The following is a 17,649-nucleotide window of genomic DNA, read 5'->3' as shown; positions in this document are numbered from 1 at the left end:
GACGACCGTATGGCGGCCGAGGGCCGGGCCACCTGCGGTTCTGCCGACAGCAGAGGCCTCAACTGAGCGGCATGCGCGGGAACTTCCGCTCCTTCGCGGCGGCGGCCTCCTCGGCCTTCACGACGGCCGCGTACTGGTCCACGTACTCCTGCTCCGACAGGGAGAGGATCGCGTACATGAGCTCGTCGGTGATGGCGCGCAGGATGGCCTTCTCGTTCTCCATGCCTTCATAGCGGGAGAAGTCGAGGGGCTTGCCGAAACGGATCACGACGGGGTGGATGTTGGGAATGACCTTGCCGGGCGGCTGGGCCTCGAAAGTGCCGATCATCGCGCAGGGGATCACCGGGACGCCGGCCTTGAGGGCCATCACGGCCACACCGACCTTGCCCTTGTAGAGCCGGCCGTCGTGCGAGCGCGTGCCCTCGGGGTAGATGCCGAGCAACTCGCCCTTGCTCAGCACGCCGAGGCCCTCGCGGATCGCGGCCTGGCCCGCGTCCTTGCCCGACCGGTCGACCGGGATCTGCCCCGCGCTGCGGAAGAAGAAGGCCGTCAGCCTGCCCTTGAGGCCCGGTCCCGTGAAGTACTCGGCCTTCGCGAGGAAGGTGATGCGCCGCTTGAGGATCGCGGGCATCAGGAAATGGTCCGAGAACGACAGGTGATTGCCGGCGACGATGGCGGCGCCCTCCGACGGCACGTGCTCCAGACCCTCTATTCGAGGGCGGAAGACCAGTCGCAGCAGCGGGCCCAGCAGCACGTATTTCAGCAGGTAGTAGAACAAAGCGGGCGCTCCTCGACTCTGGCGGTGAACTCAACCGCCGCGTTCCAGCAGGTCAACCGGCGTGTCGTGGGGTGCCAGTGTAGGTGCAGGCGCAGCCGCCGGGCACCTCGTGCGGCGGGACCGCGTCGATCCTTCACCTATTGACTGACGGTCAGTCAGGCAGGCGGGGTGTCCGGTGGTGCTCATGCGGCTGGGGAGGGCCGCGGGATCAGCGTGCTGGTCCGTCCGGGTGATCGGCAAGCCGAACGGGTGGCATGGCCGGGATGTGAAGGGTGCCTGGCCAACCGCTGGTTCTTGCGGCCCGGGCGAGTAGTCTGCGAAGCATGCGGATCTCTGTCTCCTCGGACATGGACGAGCCCGTCGCCCGCGCCCTCGTGGCCGCGCTGCGGGCCGGGGGCACGAGGTGCGCCCGCACGGCGCGCTGCGCTCCGGCGGCGACCCGCAGTGGGCCGTGTGCTCGGAGGCCGCGGCCCGCGAGGTCGCCGACGGGACGGCCGACCAGGCCGTGGTGTGCTGCTGGACCGGCACGGGTGCCTCGATCGCGGCCAACAAGGTGCCCGGCGTGCGCGCCGCGCTGTGCACGGACGCCTACACGGCCGACGGGGCCCGCCGCTGGAACGACGCCAACGTCCTCGCGCTCAGCCTGCGGCTGACGTCCGAGCCGCTGCTGACGGAGATCCTCGACGCGTGGTTCGCGGGCGAGCCCAGCGGCGACACCGAGGACCGGCAGAACGTGGACCGCGTCCGGCTGCTCGATCACGGACGGAACCGGCTGTAGGGCGACAGACCCCCGGTCACAGCCGCACGATGACCAGGGCGGTGTCGTCGGTGGCGCCGCCGGACGGCAGCAGTTCCAGCAGGACGGTGTCGGCGAGGGTCTCGGGATCCTGGTCCCGGTGGACGCGCAGGGCGTCGGCGAGCCGGTCCAGGCCCGTGTCGATGTCCTCCCGACGCCGTTCGATCAGGCCGTCGGTGTAGAGCACGAGCGTGGCGCCCGGCACGAAAGTGGTCTCGGCCTGGGGTCTCGGGATCGGGTCCGGGCGGGCGTCGAGCGGCGTGTCCGTGGCCTGGTCGAGGAACTCCGTGCGTCCGTCGCGGTGGACCAGCACGGGCGGCGGATGGCCGGCGCTGCTGTAGGTGATGACCTGCCGGACGCAGTCGATGAAGGTCGTCACGGCAGTCGCCGACTCGGCCCCGTCGATCACGTGGGCGTAGCGCCCCAGTACGTCCAGGGCCTGGGCGGGCCCCGCGGCGACCCGGGAGGCCGCGCTGAGCGCACTGCGCAGCTGTCCCATGACGCCGGCGGCCGCCAGTCCGTGACCGACCACGTCGCCCACGGCCACGCCGATCCGGTCACCGCCCACCAGATCGACCAGGTCGTACCAGTCCCCGCACACGTTGAGCGCGCCCACGGCGGGCCGGTACCGGACGGCCGCCCGGTGGTGGCCCACCTGCCGGGGTGCGGGCAGCATCGCCTCCTGCAGGGCCAGGGCCACCTCCCGCTCCCGGGAGTGCGCCTGACGCAGCCGGTCGTTGAGCTCCTGAAGCTCACGGGCGCGGGTGTACAGCTCGGCTTCCAGGACCCGGGCCCGGCTGCCCCGGCTCCCCCCGGAGCGGCCCCGGGCCCGGATCAGCTCCGTGACCTCCTCGACGCGGTGCAGGATCAGCCCGACCTTGCCGTCGGGGCCGGGCAGTGGCGCGTTCACCGGACTCCAGTAGCGCTCCTCCCACTCCCCGGGGCGCTCGGGATCCTCGACGTCGTAGCGCTGCAGGGCCATGGCGTCGCGCTCCCCGGTCGCCAGGACCCGGTACAGCGAGGCCTCCAGGTTGCGCATGCCCGTCGCGGCCGGGTCATTGGGGTTGTCGGGGAAGACGTCGAACAGATAGCGGCCGATCAGCTGCTCGCGGGAGCGGCCGGACACCCGGACGAACTCCTCGTTGACGTCCGCGTACACCAGCTCCGGCGTCAGCAGCGCCACCATGCCGGGCAGGGCCTGGAACACCGCCGCGTAGTCGATCTCCGAATCCGTCATGGTCGCCTCACCACTGCCGGGATCACACTATTTTCACACGGTATGGCCGTACCTGGCCCGTGTTTCACTCCGTGACGTCCGTGAGCGACTGCTCCGCCCAGATGATCTTCCCGTCGGGGACGAACCGGGTGCCCCACCGCTGGGTCAGCTGGGAGACCAGCAGCAGTCCGCGCCCGCCCTCGTCCGTCGTACGGGGATGGCGCAGATGGGGCGCGGTGGCACCGCCGTCGAACACCTCGCAGACCAGGGCGCGCTCCCGGATCAGCCGGAGCCGGATCGAGCCGGTGGCGTACCGGATGGCGTTGGTGACCAGCTCGCTCACCACCAGTTCCGTGGTGAACACCAGCTCGTCCAGACCCCAGTGCGCCAGCTGCCGGGTGGCCGTGCGGCGGGCGTCGGCGACGACGGCCGGATCGGAGGGCAGGTCCCAGGCCGCGACCTGCTCGGTGCCGAGCCGCTTCGTCCGGGCCATCAGCAGGGCCACGTCGTCGTACGGGCGCGCCGGGACCAGCGCGTCGACCACGGTCAGGCAGTGCGACTCGAGCGGGCCCGCCTGTTCCAGCGCCCTGCGCAGCCGTTCCCGGCCCGTGTCGACGGCCCAGGTGGTCTCGCCCCGGGCCAGCAGCCCGTCGGTGTGCAGGGCGAGCGTGCTGCCCTCCGCGAGGGACAGTTCGACCGCCTCGAAGGGAGGGCCGCCCACGCCGAGCGGCGGCCCCTGCGGGAGATCGACGAACGTGACCGTGCGGTCGGGCGCGACCACGGCCGGGGCGGGGTGGCCCGCGGCCGCCATCGTGCAGCCGCCGTCGACCGGGTCGTAGACCACGTACAGGCACCCGGAGCCCACGGACGACCGCCCGCTGTCGCCCGCGCCCGGTTCGACGCCCTGCTCCCGCGCCGACCGCGCCACCAGGTCGTCGAGGTGCGCCAGCACCTCCTCGGGCGGCAGATCCAGTGCGGCCAGCGTCCTCACGGCGGTCCGCAGCTGGCCCATGGCCGCGGCGGCGTCGATGCCGTGCCCGGGCACCTCGCCCACCACGAGCGCGACGCGGCCGCCGGACAGCGGGATGAGGTCGTACCAGTCGCCGCCCAGGCCGGTCAGCTCGTCGGCCGGCCGGTAGCACGCGGCCACCTCGGCGGCGTCCTGCTCGGGCAGCCGGTGGGGGAGCAGACTGCGCTGCAGGACGAGGGCGGCGTCACGCTCGCGGGTGTAGCGCCGGGCGTTGTCCAGGCAGACGGCCGCGCGAGCGACGAGGTCCTCGGCCAGGTGCAGATCCTCCTCGTCGAAGGGCTCCCGGCGGTGGCGCCGGAAGAAGCTGGTGACGCCCAGGGTCGTGCCCCGCGACCGGATCGGCACGGTCATCACGCTGTACAGGTCCAGCTCCAGGAACGTGAAGGTCCGGCGGCCCTCCGGGAGGTCCGTGGCCCACTCCCGGGTCACCGGATCGAGCCGGTCCGCGCGCCAGGACCGTCCCGTGGTCAGGCAGCGGACCGGGGGCGACCCGGCGAGGTACGTCGCGACGTCGCCGACCCGCAGGGCGCCCTCCGGGAGGTCGTCCGCCACCGACCGCTGGCCGGCGCGGCGCAGTGCCACCTCATCGGTGTCCGCGAGCGGCCCGGGAGCCAGCTCCGCGCCCCGCAGTGCTGTCTCCAGCAGATCCACGGTGACGAAGTCGGCCACTCCCGGCACGACCACGTCGGCCAGTTCCTGCGCGGTGCGCATGAGGTCCAGGCTGCGGCCGATGCTCTCGCCGGCCCGGTCGAGGAGTGCCAGCCGCTGCCGCGCGCGGTGGCGCTCGGTCATGTCGACGACCGTGTAGTACACGCCGATCGGGTGCCCCCGGTCGTCCTCGAGCCGGGTGAACGACAGCATGTGCGCCGTCTCGCGCAGCGGAGCCGACCGCACATGACCTACGTGCTCGTACCCGACGACCGCCTCGCCGGTCTCCAGGACGTGCCGCATCTGCGCCTCGACCGCCTGGGCGTCCATGCCCGGCTGGACGTCCGCGAAGCGCAGGCCGAGCCGTCGCCGTGCCGGTCCGCCGCCGAACTGCTCCAATGCGGTGTTGGACCACACGAAACGCAGCTCGGTGTCCACGATGGCGATGCCGACGGGGGCGCCGGCCACCATCTGTTCCAGCACCGCGCGGCTCATGTCCCAGCCGGGAGCCTGGCCCAGCTCCGACAGGAGCACCAGCCAGCGCGAGCCGCCGGGCGTCTCCTCGGTCGAGGTGATCCGGGCCATGACCCGCACCGGCTGCCCGTTCTTGCGGCGGGCCGTCAGCAGCCCCGCCCAGCCGCCGTCCCTGCGGCAGCGCTCGACCAGGTCCGGCACGCGCTCCGCGTCCTCGGCGGCCAGCAGATCGGACAGCTTCCTGCCGACCGCCTCGGCTGCCGGGTATGCCAGCAGCCGCCGGGCGTCGTCGGTCCAGCCCGTCACCATGCCCTGCGGATCGAGCAACAGGGGCACGGCGTCGGCCACGTCGAACCGCCGCCGGGCAAACCCGTACTCCTCGTGTGGGCCCACGGCCGACCTCTCTGTCGCTGAGAGTGGTCTACCACCTCTTGCCCCCATCTTCACCCTTCCCGCCTACGGGGGCGGCTTGTGCAGGTCCGGTCGGGGCGGCCGCGGGCGGCTGTCGCGCTCCCTTACCCCAGCACCTTCTCCAGCGCCGCGAGCGCCCCCGCGAGCTCCTCGCCCGTGATCGTGAGCGGCGGTGCCAGGCGGATCGTGGAGCCGTGGGTGTCCTTGACCAGGACGCCCTCCCGCATGAGGCGTTCGCTGACCTCGCGCCCGGTGCCGAGGGCCGGGTCGATGTCGACACCCGCCCACAGGCCACGCGAGCGGAAGCCGACGACGCCCTTGCCGACCAGTTCGGTCAGACCGTCCCGCAGGGTCGTGCCCAGCTCGGTCGCGCGCTGCTGGAACTCGCCCGTCTCCAGCAGTTCGACCACCGCCGTGCCGACCGCGGCCGCCAGCGGGTTGCCGCCGAACGTCGAGCCGTGCTCGCCCGGCCGCAGCACCCCGAGGACCTCCCGGCGCGCCACCACCGCCGACACCGGCACGATGCCACCGCCCAGCGCCTTCCCCAGCAACACCATGTCCGGCACGACCGACTCGTGCTCCACCGCCAGCGTGCCGCCGGTACGGCCGAGCCCGGACTGGATCTCGTCGGCGATGAACAGGCACCCCTCTCGCCGCGTCAGCTCGCGCACGCCGGCCAGGTAGCCGTCGTCCGGGATGATCACCCCCGCCTCGCCCTGGATCGGCTCGATCAGCACGGCCGCCGTCGTCTCGTCGACCGCCGCCTCCAGCGCGGCCAGGTCGTTGTACGGCACGACCCGGAAGCCCGGCGTGAAGGGACCGAAGCCCTGCCGCGCCGTCTCGTCCGTGGAGAAGCTGACGATCGTCGTCGTACGGCCGTGGAAGTTGTCCGCGGCCACCACGATCGTCGCCCGGCCGTCCGGCACGCCCTTGACGTCGTAGGCCCACTTCCGGGCCACCTTCACCGCGCTCTCCACCGCCTCCGCGCCGGTGTTCATGGGCAGCACCATGTCCAGGCCCGTCAACGCGGCCAGCCGCTCGGCGAACTCGGCGAGCCGGTCGTTGTGGAAGGCGCGCGAAGTGAGCGTCAGCCGGTCGAGCTGGCGGTGGGCCGCCTCGATCAGCGCCGGATGCCGGTGACCGAAGTTGAGCGCCGAGTAGCCGGCCAGCAGGTCGAGGTAGCGCCGCCCCTCCACGTCCTCCACCCAGGTGCCCTCGGCGCGGGCGACCACCACGGGCAGCGGGTGGTAGTTGTGGGCGAGGACCGGCTCCTCGGCGCGGATGAGCTCCTGCGAGCCCCGCGTCCCCTTCGAGCCCTCGATGCGGACGGGTGCGGTCATGAGCGGATCTCCCGGATCTCCTGGGTGCAGCACTTGATGCCGCCACCGGCCTTCTGGAACTCGGACAGGTCGACGGGGACGGGGACGTAACCGCGGTCGGCGAGCTGCCCGGCCAGGCCCGTCGCCCCCGGCGAGATGAACACGTGGCGCCCGTCGGAGACGGAGTTGAGCCCGAACGCCATCGCGTCCTCGTGGGTGGCGAGCACCGCGTCCGGATACAGCCGGGCCAGCAGCTCCCGGCTGCCGGGCGAGAACGCCTCGGGGTAGTAAGCGACATTCTCCTCGTCGAGGACGAACAGCGCCGTGTCCAGGTGGTAGAAGTACGGATTCACCAGCGTCAGGCTGATCACCGGCACCCCGAGGAACTCCTGTACCTCGAGATGAGCCTCACGGGTGGTGCGGAACCCGGTCCCGGCCAGGATCCAGCGGCCGGCCGGCACCAGGTCGCCCTCACCCTCGCAGACCGACTCGGGGTGGTAGACCTCGTAGCCCTCCGACTTGAACCACGCCTCGTAGGGCACGGACTCGGGGCGGCGCTCCGGCGCCTTGAACAGGGAGCCGAACACCCGGCCCTCGACCACGACGGCCGAGTTCGCCGCGAAGACCATGTCGGGCAGTCCGGGGACCGGCTTCACGGTCTCCACGGTGTGGCCGTGGACCCGGTAGGCGTCGACCAGCGCCTGCCACTGGTCCAGGGCGCGGATGACATCGACGGGTTCGTCGGGGTGCATCCAGGGGTTGATCGCGTACTGCACGGCGAAGTGTCTGGGTTCGCAGACGAGATAGCGCCGCCGGCGCGGCACACGGGAGTCGGGCACAGAGGGGTACCTCCGCTTCCTAACGGTGTGTGACTGAGGGTTGACACCAAGGTAGGAAGTGACGGAGGCGGTCCACAAGAAACATCAGTTGCGTCTCCACGCAGGAACGCTGCGTCTTGAGGCAGCTCAGCGCACGTCTGCTGCGCGACGTCCGGGACTATTCGGGCGCCGGATGGCTGGCTCCCGCCTCCGGACTCTCCGGAAGCAGATGCGACAGCACCATCACGCTGATCGTCTTCCGGATGAACGGCTCCTGGCGGATCCGCTCCAGCACCTCCTCGAAGTGCTCCACGTCCCGCGCCCGCACATGCAGCAGCGCGTCCGCGCCGCCGGTCACGGTCATCGCCGCCGTGATCTCCGGGTAGTCCCGCACGACCTCCGCGAGCCGCCGCGGCGGGGCCGCGCCCTCGCAGTACACCTCGACATAGGCCTCCGTGCGCCAGCCCAGCGCAGACGGCTTCACCGTGGCCGTGAAACCGGTGATCACACCCGTTTCGCGCAGCCGGTCGACCCGGCGTTTGACCGCCGTGGCCGACAGCCCGATCGCCGTGCCGATCTCGGCGAAGGACGTCCTGGCGTTCGCCATCAACGCGGTGATGATCTTCCGGTCGAGTTCGTCGAACGGCGTGGACCTGCTGTTCATGCGGGCACTGTATCCAGCGGGAACGTGCACCCCCGGCACATGTCCAGACGTGCGGATCGCCCCTACACTCCGGGTTCATGCTGCGCGCCCTGGCTGTCGACGACGAACGCCCCTCGCTGGAGGAGCTGCTCTACCTGCTGCAGGCGGACCCCCGCATCGGCAGCGCGGAGGGCGCCGGCGACGCGACCGAGGCGCTGCGCCGCATCAACCGCGCCCTGGAGTCCGGCCCCGGCGGCCCCGAGGCGATCGACGTCGTCTTCCTCGACATACAGATGCCCGGCCTCGACGGCCTCGACCTGGCCCGGCTGCTCACCGGCTTCGCCCGGCCCCCGCTCGTCGTGTTCGTCACCGCCCACGAGGACTTCGCCGTCCAGGCCTTCGACCTCAAGGCCGTCGACTACGTCCTCAAGCCCGTCCGCAAGGAACGCCTTGCCGAGGCCGTCCGCCGCGCCGCCGAACTGCGCGGCGCCGCCCCGCCCATACCCGTGCACGAACCCGACCCCGACCACCTGCCCGTCGAACTCGGCGGCGTGACCCGCTTCGTCGCCGTCGGCGACATCACCCACGTCGAGGCCCAGGGCGACTACGCCCGGCTGCACACCGGCAAGGGCAGCCACCTGGTCCGCATCCCGCTGTCCACCCTGGAGGAGCGCTGGCGCTCCCGCGGCTTCGTCCGCATCCACCGCCGCCACCTCGTCGCCCTGCGCCACATCGGCGAACTCCGCCTCGACGCGGGCACCGTCAGCGTCCTCGTCGGCTCCGAGGAACTCCAGGTCAGCCGGCGCCACACGCGCGAACTGCGCGACCTGCTCATGCGGAGGCCGTGACCGTGCCCCAGGACCACACCGAACGCCGCGTCACCGTCACCGCCCCGCCCCGCCGCACCGTCCCCACGCTCGGCTCCGCTCGCGCGGGAGGTACCCCCAGGCCTCCGGCTACTACCGCCCGCGCACCGAGATCGACGAGCAGACCACCCTGGGCCACACCTACGTCCGCACCCTGATGCGCACCCAACTGCGCGCCGCCCTCACCGTGTTCGCGATCCTCGGACTGCTCGTCGGCCCGCTGCCGCTGCTGTTCGCCGCGACGCCCGGCACCGGCCGCCTCGAATGGGCCGTCCTCGGCTTCGGCCTCTACGTCCCGCTCGTCCTGCTGGCCCGCTGGTACGTCCGCCGCGCCGAGCGCAACGAACGCGACTTCGTACGCCTCGTCGAAGACCGCTGAAGCCGCAGAAACCGCACCCATGAACTCCAACTACGCCATACCCGCCGTCGCCCTGGTCGTCGTCGCGACGGTCCTGGTCGGCGCCTTCGGCCTGCGCATCTCCCGCACCACCTCGGACTTCTACGTCGCCTCCCGCACCGTCGGCCCCCGCCTCAACGCCGCCGCCATCAGCGGCGAGTACCTCTCCGCCGCCTCCTTCCTCGGCATCGCCGGCCTCGTCCTGGTCCAGGGCCCCGAGATGCTCTGGTACCCGGTCGGCTACACCGCCGGCTATCTGGTCCTGCTGCTCTTCGTCGCCGCCCCGCTGCGCCGCTCCGGCGCCTACACCCTCCCCGACTTCGCCGAGGCCCGCCTCGCCTCCCAGGCGGTACGGCGCCTCGCCGGTGCCTTCGTCGTCGGCGTCGGCTGGCTCTACCTGCTGCCCCAGCTCCAGGGCGCCGGACTGACCCTGACCGTGCTGACCGGGGCGCCCGACTGGCTCGGCGGAGTGATCGTCGCCGTCGTCGTGACCGCCACCGTCGCCGCCGGTGGCATGCGCAGCATCACCTTCGTGCAGGCCTTCCAGTACTGGCTGAAGCTCACCGCCCTGCTCGTTCCCGCCCTCTTCCTGGTCCTCGCCTGGCAGCACGACGGAGCACCGCGCCACGCCTTCGACGAACCGGCCACCTTCCGCGAGCAGCGCGTCGTGCACGTGGACGACAGCATCGCCCTCACGCTCGACCGACCCCTGACCGTCACGGTGAACGGCACCGTGGACGGCCGTACGCACACCGGCACCCGCCTCGAACTCCCCGCCGGTACCCACCACATCGAAAGCGGCACCCGCCTCACCTTCGCCGCGGGGACGACCGTCCCCGCGGCCGAGCGCAGCGGCGGCGGCGACCTGTCGCCCTCCCAGGACGAGGGCCGCGGGGAACGCCCGCTGTACGCCACGTACGGGCTGATCCTCGCCACGTTCCTCGGCACCATGGGCCTGCCGCACGTCGTGGTCCGCTTCTACACCAGCCCGCACGGCGTCGCCGCCCGCCGCACGACCGTCGTGGTCCTCGGCCTGATCGGCGCCTTCTACCTCCTGCCACCCGTCTACGGCGCGCTCGGCCGTCTCTACGCCCCCGAGCTCACCCTCACCGGAGACCCGGACGCCGCCGTCCTGCTGCTGCCCGACCGCATGATCGGGGGAGTGGGCGGGGACCTGCTGGGCGCGCTGGTGGCGGGCGGTGCCTTCGCCGCCTTCCTGTCGACGGCCTCGGGGCTGACCATGGCGGTCGCGGGCGTGCTCACCCAGGACGTCCTGCCGTCCCGGGGCGTACGGCACTTCCGGCTCGGCACGGTCCTCGCCATGGCCGTGCCCCTCGCGGCGAGCGTCCTCGTCGGCGGGCTCCCGGTCGCCGACGCCGTCGGGCTCGCCTTCGCGGTGTCCGCGTCCTCGTTCTGCCCGCTGCTGGTCCTAGGCATCTGGTGGCGGCGGCTGACCCCGCCCGGCGCCGCCGCGGGCATGCTGGTCGGCGGCGGTTCCGCCCTGCTCGCCGTCGCCGCGACCATGGCGGGCTACCCGGGCGAGGGCGCACTGCACGCCCTGCTCGCCTGGCCCGCCCTGTGGTCGGTACCGCTGAGCTTCCTCACCATGATCCTCGTCTCCCTGGTGACCCCCGGCCGGGTGCCCCCGGGCACGGCGGCCGTCCTGGCCCGCTTCCACCTGCCCGAGGAACTGCGCACGGAGGTGAAGACGCCATGAGCGGATTCCTGGCAGGTCTGTGCGTCGCCGTGCTCCCGGTGCTGGCCGCCGGGGTCTGGCTGGGCCGGCGCACCGCGCGGGGGGCCAAGAGCCTCGGCGGCCTCGGCACCCCCGTCGAGCACGCCACCTTCGAGACCCTGCACACCGCCTCCCTCGCCGCGCCCCCGCTGCGGGCCGGCCTGACCGAGGAGACCGCCCGCAGGTCCGCCCGCAAACTGCGCTCCCTGCTCGGCACGGACGCCCTCTGCCTCACGGACCGCGAACAGGTCCTGGTCTGGGACGGCGACGGCGCCCACCACCGCGACCAGATCATGGAACGCCTCGGGGGAGCCCTGGAGACCGGCCGGGGCGAGGCCTTCCGCCTCACCTGCGACATCCTCGACTGCTCGGTGCGCTGGGCGGTCGTCGCCCCGTTCACCGTCGACGACCGGGTGCACGGCGCCCTCGTCGCCTGCGCGCCTCGTGAGTCGGCCGTCCTGGTCCGGGCGGCCGGCGAGGTGGCCCGCTGGGTCTCCGTCCAACTGGAGCTGGCCGACCTCGACCAGTCCCGCACCCGCCTCATCGAGGCCGAGATCAAGGCGCTGCGGGCCCAGATCTCCCCGCACTTCATCTTCAACTCGCTCGCGGTGATCGCTTCGTTCGTCCGCACCGACCCCGAGCACGCCCGCGAACTACTCCTGGAATTCGCCGACTTCACCCGCTACTCGTTCCGCAGGCACGGCGACTTCACCGCCCTCGCCGACGAACTCCACGCCATCGACCACTACCTGGCGCTGGTCCGGGCACGCTTCGGCGACCGCCTCTCCGTCACCCTCCAGATCGCCCCGGAGGTGCTGCCCGTCGCCCTGCCCTTCCTCTGCCTCCAGCCGCTCGTGGAGAACGCCGTCAAACACGGCTTGGAGGGCAAAGCCGACAAATGCCGCATCCAGATCACCGCCCAGGACGCGGGTGCCGAGGCCCTCGTCGTCATCGAGGACGACGGCGCCGGCATGGACCCCGACCTGCTGCGCCGCATCCTCGCCCGCGAGGTCAGCCCCTCGGGCGGCATAGGCCTCTCCAACGTCGACGACCGGCTCCGCCAGGTCTACGGCGACGACTACGGCCTCGTCATCGAGACCGCCCCGGGCGCGGGCATGAAGATCACCGTCCGGATCCCGAAGTACCAGCCGGGCGTGCACTCGGGGGGCCGGATGACCCGGGAGTGAGCTGTCAGGTACTGCGGGTGGTGCCGGTGACCACCAGCCCGAGGGTGATCAGTCCCAGGACGACCCAGCCGAACCACAGCCAGCCGTTGCTTCCGAGCGCCACCGTGTAGGCCGTCACCATGACGAGGCCGCCGAGGGTGAGCACTCCCATGGTCTTGGTCGAGTTTGAACCGTTCGTGGAACCGGGCATCGCAACACCCTCCTCGTGGTCCGATGCCTCCATGGTGCCTGGCGGACGCCCGGCGCGCACGGTCCTTGCGAGAGCGGCTTCAGCGCCCCTGCGCGTTCAGGGAGGCCAGATAGGCGTTGTACGCCTCCAGCTCCTTGTCCCCGTCGCGGTCGGCGGCCCGGTCGTTACGCCTGGCCTGGCGCTGGTCGGAGGCGTACCACTGGAACAGCAGGGCGATCAGCACCAGCACGGACGGGATCTCACTGAACGCCCAGGCGATGCCGCCCGCCGCGTTCTGGTCGGAGAGGGCCTCGATGCCGAGCGAGGCGGGCGGGTTCTCGAACGTCCCGACCATCGGCTCGGACGCCATCATGAGCGCGATACCGAAGAACGCGTGGAACGGCATGCCCGCGAACAGCTCCAGCATCCGCATCAGGTAGCCGGGGCGGTGCGGCCCAGGGTCCACGCCCATGATCGGCCAGAAGAACACCAGCCCGACGGCGAAGAAGTGCACCATCATCCCGATGTGACCCGGCTTGGAGCCCATCAGGGTGTCGAAGAGCGGCGTGAAGTACAGCCCGTACAGGCTCGCGATGAACAGCGGGATGGTGAACGCCGGGTGCGTGATGATCCGCATGTACCGGCTGTGCAGGAACATCAGCAGCAGCTCGCGGGGGCCGTTGCGCCCGCGGCCCGCCGGCGGCAGCGCGCGCAGCGCCAGCGTGATCGGCGCGCCGAGCAGGACGAGGATCGGCGACACCATGCTGATCACCATGTGCTGCACCATGTGCACGCTGAACATGACCATGCCGTAGTCGTTCAGCTTGGTGCACATCATGAGCGCGACGGTCAGCACACCGATGACGAAGGCGACCGTCCGCCCCACGGGCCACTTGTCCCCGCGCCGCGCCAGCCGCGCGACACCCCACCCGTACAGCCCCAGTCCCAGCAGGCAGGCGACGAGGAAGAACGGGTCGGCCGACCACTCCAGTCCTCGGCCCAGCGTGAACGGCGGCAGATCCATGGTCATGCCGTGCCCGCTGTGATCCATTCCGCCGGCTCCTGTTTCGTGGGGGTGTGCAGCAATCTGTCCGCCCACAAGAGTAGAACCGCCCCCGGCCGGACAAGCGACCGGGGGCAGGGTTCAGGGGCGCGGGGAACGGCGCGACAAGCCACGAACGACCCGCACTCGACCGACTGCAGCGACCTCAGAGAACAGTCTCCGCCTCGTCGTACCGATCCTTCGGCACGGTCTTCAGCGTCTTCACGGCCTCGGCCAACGACACCATCACTATGTCGGTCCCCCGCAGCGCGGTCATCTGCCCGAACTCCCCGCGATGTACGGCCTCCACCGCGTGCCACCCGAACCGCGTGGCGAGCACCCGGTCGTAGGCGGTAGGCGTACCACCCCGCTGCACATGCCCGAGAATGACGGGCCGGGCTTCCTTCCCCAGCCGCCCTTCCAGCTCCACGGACAGCTGTCGCGCGATCCCGGCGAACCGCTCGTGCCCGTAGATGTCCTTGCCACCCTCGTCGAACTCCATGCTCCCGGCCTTCGGCTTCGCGCCCTCCGCCGCCACGACGATCGCGAAGCGCTTGCCCGCCTCGAACCGCTCGCCGACCCGCCGGGTCAGTTCCTCTATGTCGAAGGGCCGTTCGGGGACGACGATGGCGTGCGCGCCGGCCGCCATGCCGGAGTGCAGTGCGATCCAGCCGGTGTGCCGCCCCATGACCTCGACCACCAGGACCCGCTGGTGGGACTCGGCGGTGGTCTTCAGCCGGTCCAGGGCCTCGGTCGCCACCCCGACGGCCGTGTCGAAGCCGAAGGTGACGTCCGTGACCGCGATGTCGTTGTCGATGGTCTTCGGTACACCCACGACGGGCAGACCGCTGTCCGACATCAGCCGGGCGGCCTTGAGGGTGCCCTCACCGCCGATGGGGATGATCGCGTCGAGGCCGAGCTCCTCGACATGACCCTTGGCCCGCTCCACACCGTCCCGCAGATGGGAGGGCTGGACCCGGGAGGACCCGAGAATCGTGCCGCCGCGGGCGAGGATGCCACCCACCGCGTCGAGGTCGAGCTTGAGGTAGTCGCACTCCAGGAGGCCCTTCCAGCCGTCCCGGAAGCCGATGACCTCGTCGCCGTGGTCCACGACGGCGCGGTGTACGACGGACCGGATGACGGCGTTCAGGCCGGGGCAGTCGCCGCCGGACGTGAGGACACCAATACGCATAGCCCGAAATACCTTCTCAACGTGGGCCGGGGACCGGACCACGTTGTCCGGCTCGAATTCCCGCCACCCTAGCGTCAGGAAGGGGCGGGACCGAACCGTGCGTCCGCCTGCTGGACTACCCCGCTCACCTGTGCGGATGTGCCGTCAGACGGGCTGTTGACCAGCAGGTTGACGCGTACCTCGGGCAGGCTGCGACACCGTGTCTACGCAGGCTGCTGCGCAGCTGTGTCTACGCAGGCTGCTGCGCAGCCGCGATGCGCTCGTCGCGCAGCGCCTCGTACCAGCGGTCGTCGGTCGGCGGCAGCGCGTTGACGTCGAGCGCCAGCTTCAGCAGCAGATCCGCGATCAGCGGGTTGCGCGCGAGCACGGGGCCGTGCATGTACGTGCCGAAGACGGTGTCGTTGTACGCGCCCTCCGTGCCGTCGCCCGTGCCGTTGCCGTTGCCGAACTGCACCCGGGCGAGCGGGCGGGCGGTGGGGCCCAGGTGGGTCACGCCCTGGTGGTTCTCGAAGCCGGTCAGCGGGGGCAGGCCGAGGCGCGCGTCGACGTCGCCCAGCACGTCACCGACGCACCGATCGCCCTCGCCGCGCACCGACACCACGTCCAGCAGCCCGAGGCCGGGCTCGCGCTGGCCGAGGTCGTTGATGAACTCGTGGCCGAGGATCTGGTAGCCGGCGCACACCGAGAACACGATGGCGCCGTTCCCCACGGCCCGCTGCAGACCCCCGTCCCGGCGCAGCCGCTCGGCCGCGAGCCGCTGCGGACGGTCCTCGCCGCCGCCGATCAGGTAGATGTCGCCCGAGGTCGGGATCGGCTGGTCGCTGCGCACGTCCAGCCGGGCCACGTCCAGGCCGCGCTGCTGGGCCCGGCGCTCCACGACGAGGACGTTGCCCTGGTCCCCGTAGGTGCTGAGCAGGTCGGGATAGATCCAGACGACCCGCAGTTGGTTGTCGCTCACAAAAGTCCCCTGACGTCTCGTGCTCAGTTGCCGACGCGGCGGCGCAGATCCTGGAACGCCGTGTAGTTGGCGATGACCTCGATGCGGCCCGGCGGGCACGCCGCCACGGCCTGGTCGAGGTTCTCGTAGACCTGGAAGTGCTGGTCGGCGACCTCCAGGCGCACCGCCAAGTCCAGCCGCCGGTCGCCGACGACGCAGATCGGGTGGCCGGTCAGGCGCGTGTAGTCGACGTCCCACAGCCAGGAGGTGTCGGTGCCGTCGGCGCCGCGCGCGTTCACGGAGAGGATCACCGGGGTCGGCGGCGGGTCGATCAGCGAGAACGTCTCCAGCCAGCCGGCCGGGTTCTTCGCGAGCAGGAGCCGGAGGTCACGGCCCTGGAACTGGACGACGTCGTACCGTCCGGCCACCGCCTGCACCTGGTACATGCGCTCCAGCGCGACCTGGGGCGGTACCCCGAACACGGCGGCGACGGCGGCCGAGGAGGCGGCGTTGGCCTTGTTGGCGCGGCCGGGCAGCTGGAGGTGGATCGGCCAGGCCGAGCCGTGCGGGTCGAGCACGTGGTCGCCGGACAGCGCCCAGCTCGGCGTCGGACGGCGGAAGCCGCACTCGCCGCAGAACCAGTCGTCGCCCGGGCGCTGCATCACGCCACCGCACGACGGGCAGGACCAGGCGTCGTCCTTCCACATCTGCCCGGCGGCGACCCAGATCACATTGGGGGAGGAGGACGCCGCCCACACCACCAGCGGGTCGTCGCAGTTGGCCACGACCACGGCCTTGGAGCCCGCGAGTCCCTCCCGCCAGTTCTCGGCGAGCATCCGCGTCTCGGCGGCCCGGTCGAGCTGGTCGCGGGAGAGGTTCAGCAGGGCGATGCACTTCGGGGCGGTGTCCCGGGCGACACCGGCGAGGTACTTCTCGTCGACCTCGATCACGCCGTACCGGGCGTCCGAGCTGCCCGCGAGCGCCGAGGTGATGCCGGCCGGCATGTTGGCGCCGAGCGCGTTGGAGACGACCGGTCCGGCCGCCCGCAGTGCCTCGGCGATGAGCCGGGTGGTGGTGGTCTTGCCGTTCGTCGCCGAGACCAGGATCACGTCCAGGTTCTGCGCGAGCGTGGCGAGGAGGTCGGGGTCGAGCCGGAGAGCCACCCGGCCGCCGATCACCGAACCGCTGCCGCGTCCTGCGGCACGGGATGCCGCTGCGACCGCCTTGCCCGCGGTCACGGCCAGCTTGGCCCGCGGCGAGAGCGGGTCCGAGTTGCCTGCCATCAGTTCTCGATCCTCCTTGCGTACGCGCCGCGCCTTGAAGCCTGACGGCCACGTGGTGTGGACCTCAGCCTATCGAGATCCATTAGCACTCCCGAACCGCGGCACTGTGGCGAACTCGTGTGGAAGGCGCGGACCGACAAGGACCTTACTCTTGCCGCCATGCGACACAGCCCCATCCCCGGCGCCCACGGCAGCGTGAGACCCCTCACGCTGCACGGCGACCCGCTCCTGCACACGCCCTGCGCGGAGGTCACCGACTTCGGCCCCGAACTGGCCCGGCTCGTCGAGGATTTGTTCGCGACCATGTACGCCGCCCAGGGCGTCGGCCTCGCCGCCAACCAGATCGGCGAGTCGCTGCGGGTCTTCGTCTACGACTGCCCGGACGACGAGGACGTCCGCCACCTGGGCCATGTGGTCAACCCGCGCCTGGTCGAGGCCGACGGAGTGGTGATCCGGGGCCCGGAGGGCTGTCTGTCCCTGCCGGGCCTGGAAGCGGGCACGGAACGTTACGACCACGCGGTGGTGGAGGGCCTCACGGTGACCGGAGACCCCGTCACGGTCCACGGCACGGGCTTCTTCGCCCGCTGCCTGCAGCACGAGTGCGACCATCTTGAAGGCCGCATCTACGCGGACCACCTGACGGGCAGACGCCACCGCAAGCTGATGCGCCAGGTGAGCCGGGCTTCATGGCGCCGGTGAGGGTGATGT

Annotated in this window: 15 protein-coding genes and 2 pseudogenes; 6 read left to right on the top strand and 11 right to left on the bottom strand. The window is 71.6% G+C overall.

Annotated elements, in window-relative coordinates:
* Positions 1 to 58 precede the first annotated feature (58 nt).
* The gene (locus tag ACQEV8_RS06615) at positions 59 to 778 is read right to left on the bottom strand and encodes a lysophospholipid acyltransferase family protein (RefSeq protein WP_432958140.1); all 720 of its coding nucleotides are present in this window, start codon (positions 776 to 778) and stop codon (positions 59 to 61) included.
* 323 nt (positions 779 to 1,101) lie between these two features.
* Here ACQEV8_RS06615 and ACQEV8_RS06610 point away from each other — a divergent pair.
* A pseudogene (locus ACQEV8_RS06610) lies at positions 1,102 to 1,556 on the top strand (RpiB/LacA/LacB family sugar-phosphate isomerase).
* Between the two features lie 16 nt (positions 1,557 to 1,572).
* Here ACQEV8_RS06610 and ACQEV8_RS06605 read toward each other — a convergent pair.
* The 5 genes from ACQEV8_RS06605 to ACQEV8_RS06585 all read right to left on the bottom strand — a co-directional run bounded on the left by ACQEV8_RS06605 (position 1,573) and on the right by ACQEV8_RS06585 (position 8,154).
* Positions 1,573 to 2,811, bottom strand: a complete 1,239-nt coding sequence (locus tag ACQEV8_RS06605) for a PP2C family protein-serine/threonine phosphatase (protein ID WP_432958138.1) — start codon at positions 2,809 to 2,811, stop codon at positions 1,573 to 1,575.
* Positions 2,812 to 2,875: 64 nt separating this feature from the next.
* A complete protein-coding gene (locus ACQEV8_RS06600) occupies positions 2,876 to 5,335 on the bottom strand; it encodes a SpoIIE family protein phosphatase (protein ID WP_432958136.1) in 2,460 nt (819 codons plus the stop codon).
* 122 nt (positions 5,336 to 5,457) lie between these two features.
* On the bottom strand, positions 5,458 to 6,693 hold the full coding sequence (rocD, locus tag ACQEV8_RS06595; protein WP_432958134.1) for an ornithine--oxo-acid transaminase: 1,236 nt from the start codon (positions 6,691 to 6,693) through the stop codon (positions 5,458 to 5,460).
* Positions 6,690 to 7,511 carry a dimethylargininase gene (ddaH, locus tag ACQEV8_RS06590; RefSeq protein WP_432958132.1) on the bottom strand — a complete coding sequence of 274 codons (822 nt, stop codon included), beginning with the start codon at positions 7,509 to 7,511 and terminating at the stop codon, positions 6,690 to 6,692. Before ddaH ends, rocD begins: the two co-directional genes overlap by 4 nt.
* A gap of 157 nt (positions 7,512 to 7,668) precedes the next feature.
* Positions 7,669 to 8,154, bottom strand: coding sequence for an Lrp/AsnC family transcriptional regulator (locus ACQEV8_RS06585; RefSeq protein ID WP_184599229.1), 486 nt, complete (start codon positions 8,152 to 8,154; stop codon positions 7,669 to 7,671).
* Positions 8,155 to 8,231: 77 nt separating this feature from the next.
* Between ACQEV8_RS06585 and ACQEV8_RS06580 the strand changes: the two genes are divergently transcribed.
* The 4 genes and pseudogenes from ACQEV8_RS06580 to ACQEV8_RS06565 all read left to right on the top strand — a co-directional run bounded on the left by ACQEV8_RS06580 (position 8,232) and on the right by ACQEV8_RS06565 (position 12,318).
* Positions 8,232 to 8,981 carry a LytR/AlgR family response regulator transcription factor gene (locus ACQEV8_RS06580; protein ID WP_432958130.1) on the top strand — a complete coding sequence of 250 codons (750 nt, stop codon included), beginning with the start codon at positions 8,232 to 8,234 and terminating at the stop codon, positions 8,979 to 8,981.
* A 2-nt stretch (positions 8,982 to 8,983) separates the two neighbouring features.
* A pseudogene (locus ACQEV8_RS06575) lies at positions 8,984 to 9,378 on the top strand (hypothetical protein).
* 19 nt (positions 9,379 to 9,397) lie between these two features.
* Entirely contained in the window at positions 9,398 to 11,113 is a 1,716-nt protein-coding gene (locus ACQEV8_RS06570) for a cation acetate symporter (RefSeq protein ID WP_432958128.1), read from the top strand.
* Entirely contained in the window at positions 11,110 to 12,318 is a 1,209-nt protein-coding gene (locus ACQEV8_RS06565) for a sensor histidine kinase (RefSeq protein ID WP_432958126.1), read from the top strand. The genes ACQEV8_RS06570 and ACQEV8_RS06565 overlap by 4 nt, the downstream gene beginning before the upstream one ends.
* 4 nt (positions 12,319 to 12,322) lie before the next feature.
* Here ACQEV8_RS06565 and ACQEV8_RS06560 read toward each other — a convergent pair whose 3' ends face one another.
* From ACQEV8_RS06560 to ACQEV8_RS06540, 5 genes are all read right to left on the bottom strand, one after another.
* A complete protein-coding gene (locus ACQEV8_RS06560; RefSeq protein WP_432958125.1) occupies positions 12,323 to 12,508 on the bottom strand; it encodes a hypothetical protein in 186 nt (61 codons plus the stop codon).
* A 79-nt stretch (positions 12,509 to 12,587) separates the two neighbouring features.
* On the bottom strand, positions 12,588 to 13,538 hold the full coding sequence (locus tag ACQEV8_RS06555) for a cytochrome c oxidase assembly protein (protein WP_432958124.1): 951 nt from the start codon (positions 13,536 to 13,538) through the stop codon (positions 12,588 to 12,590).
* 157 nt (positions 13,539 to 13,695) lie between these two features.
* On the bottom strand, positions 13,696 to 14,721 hold the full coding sequence (locus ACQEV8_RS06550) for a 6-phosphofructokinase (protein ID WP_432958123.1): 1,026 nt from the start codon (positions 14,719 to 14,721) through the stop codon (positions 13,696 to 13,698).
* A 229-nt stretch (positions 14,722 to 14,950) separates the two neighbouring features.
* A complete protein-coding gene (locus ACQEV8_RS06545) occupies positions 14,951 to 15,679 on the bottom strand; it encodes a type 1 glutamine amidotransferase (RefSeq protein WP_432958122.1) in 729 nt (242 codons plus the stop codon).
* Positions 15,680 to 15,702: 23 nt separating this feature from the next.
* Positions 15,703 to 16,941 (bottom strand): MurT ligase domain-containing protein, encoded by a 1,239-nt coding sequence (locus tag ACQEV8_RS06540; protein ID WP_432958121.1) that lies wholly within the window; start codon positions 16,939 to 16,941, stop codon positions 15,703 to 15,705.
* A 159-nt stretch (positions 16,942 to 17,100) separates the two neighbouring features.
* Here ACQEV8_RS06540 and def point away from each other — a divergent pair, with 159 nt between their 5' ends.
* A complete protein-coding gene (def, locus tag ACQEV8_RS06535) occupies positions 17,101 to 17,640 on the top strand; it encodes a peptide deformylase (protein ID WP_432958119.1) in 540 nt (179 codons plus the stop codon).
* Positions 17,641 to 17,649 lie beyond the last annotated feature (9 nt).

Origin of the sequence: Streptomyces sp. CA-179760 (assembly GCF_050937045.1) — a bacterium.
Lineage (GTDB): Bacteria > Actinomycetota > Actinomycetes > Streptomycetales > Streptomycetaceae > Streptomyces.
Note: the sequence above shows the minus strand (reverse complement) of the source record. Positions and strands in the feature narration are given on the sequence as shown.

What these genes read in the sequence shown, in the direction of transcription:
- def (WP_432958119.1), top strand. Translation starts at nt 17,101, where the DNA reads ATGCGACACAGCCCCATCCCCGGCGCCCACGGCAGCGTGAGACCCCTC.
- ACQEV8_RS06585 (WP_184599229.1), bottom strand. Translation starts at nt 8,154, where the DNA reads ATGAACAGCAGGTCCACGCCGTTCGACGAACTCGACCGGAAGATCATC.
- rocD (WP_432958134.1), bottom strand. Translation starts at nt 6,693, where the DNA reads ATGACCGCACCCGTCCGCATCGAGGGCTCGAAGGGGACGCGGGGCTCG.
- ACQEV8_RS06560 (WP_432958125.1), bottom strand. Translation starts at nt 12,508, where the DNA reads ATGCCCGGTTCCACGAACGGTTCAAACTCGACCAAGACCATGGGAGTG.
- ACQEV8_RS06580 (WP_432958130.1), top strand. Translation starts at nt 8,232, where the DNA reads ATGCTGCGCGCCCTGGCTGTCGACGACGAACGCCCCTCGCTGGAGGAG.
- ACQEV8_RS06570 (WP_432958128.1), top strand. Translation starts at nt 9,398, where the DNA reads ATGAACTCCAACTACGCCATACCCGCCGTCGCCCTGGTCGTCGTCGCG.
- ACQEV8_RS06550 (WP_432958123.1), bottom strand. Translation starts at nt 14,721, where the DNA reads ATGCGTATTGGTGTCCTCACGTCCGGCGGCGACTGCCCCGGCCTGAAC.
- ACQEV8_RS06565 (WP_432958126.1), top strand. Translation starts at nt 11,110, where the DNA reads ATGAGCGGATTCCTGGCAGGTCTGTGCGTCGCCGTGCTCCCGGTGCTG.
- ACQEV8_RS06605 (WP_432958138.1), bottom strand. Translation starts at nt 2,811, where the DNA reads ATGACGGATTCGGAGATCGACTACGCGGCGGTGTTCCAGGCCCTGCCC.
- ACQEV8_RS06555 (WP_432958124.1), bottom strand. Translation starts at nt 13,538, where the DNA reads ATGGATCACAGCGGGCACGGCATGACCATGGATCTGCCGCCGTTCACG.
- ACQEV8_RS06540 (WP_432958121.1), bottom strand. Translation starts at nt 16,941, where the DNA reads ATGGCAGGCAACTCGGACCCGCTCTCGCCGCGGGCCAAGCTGGCCGTG.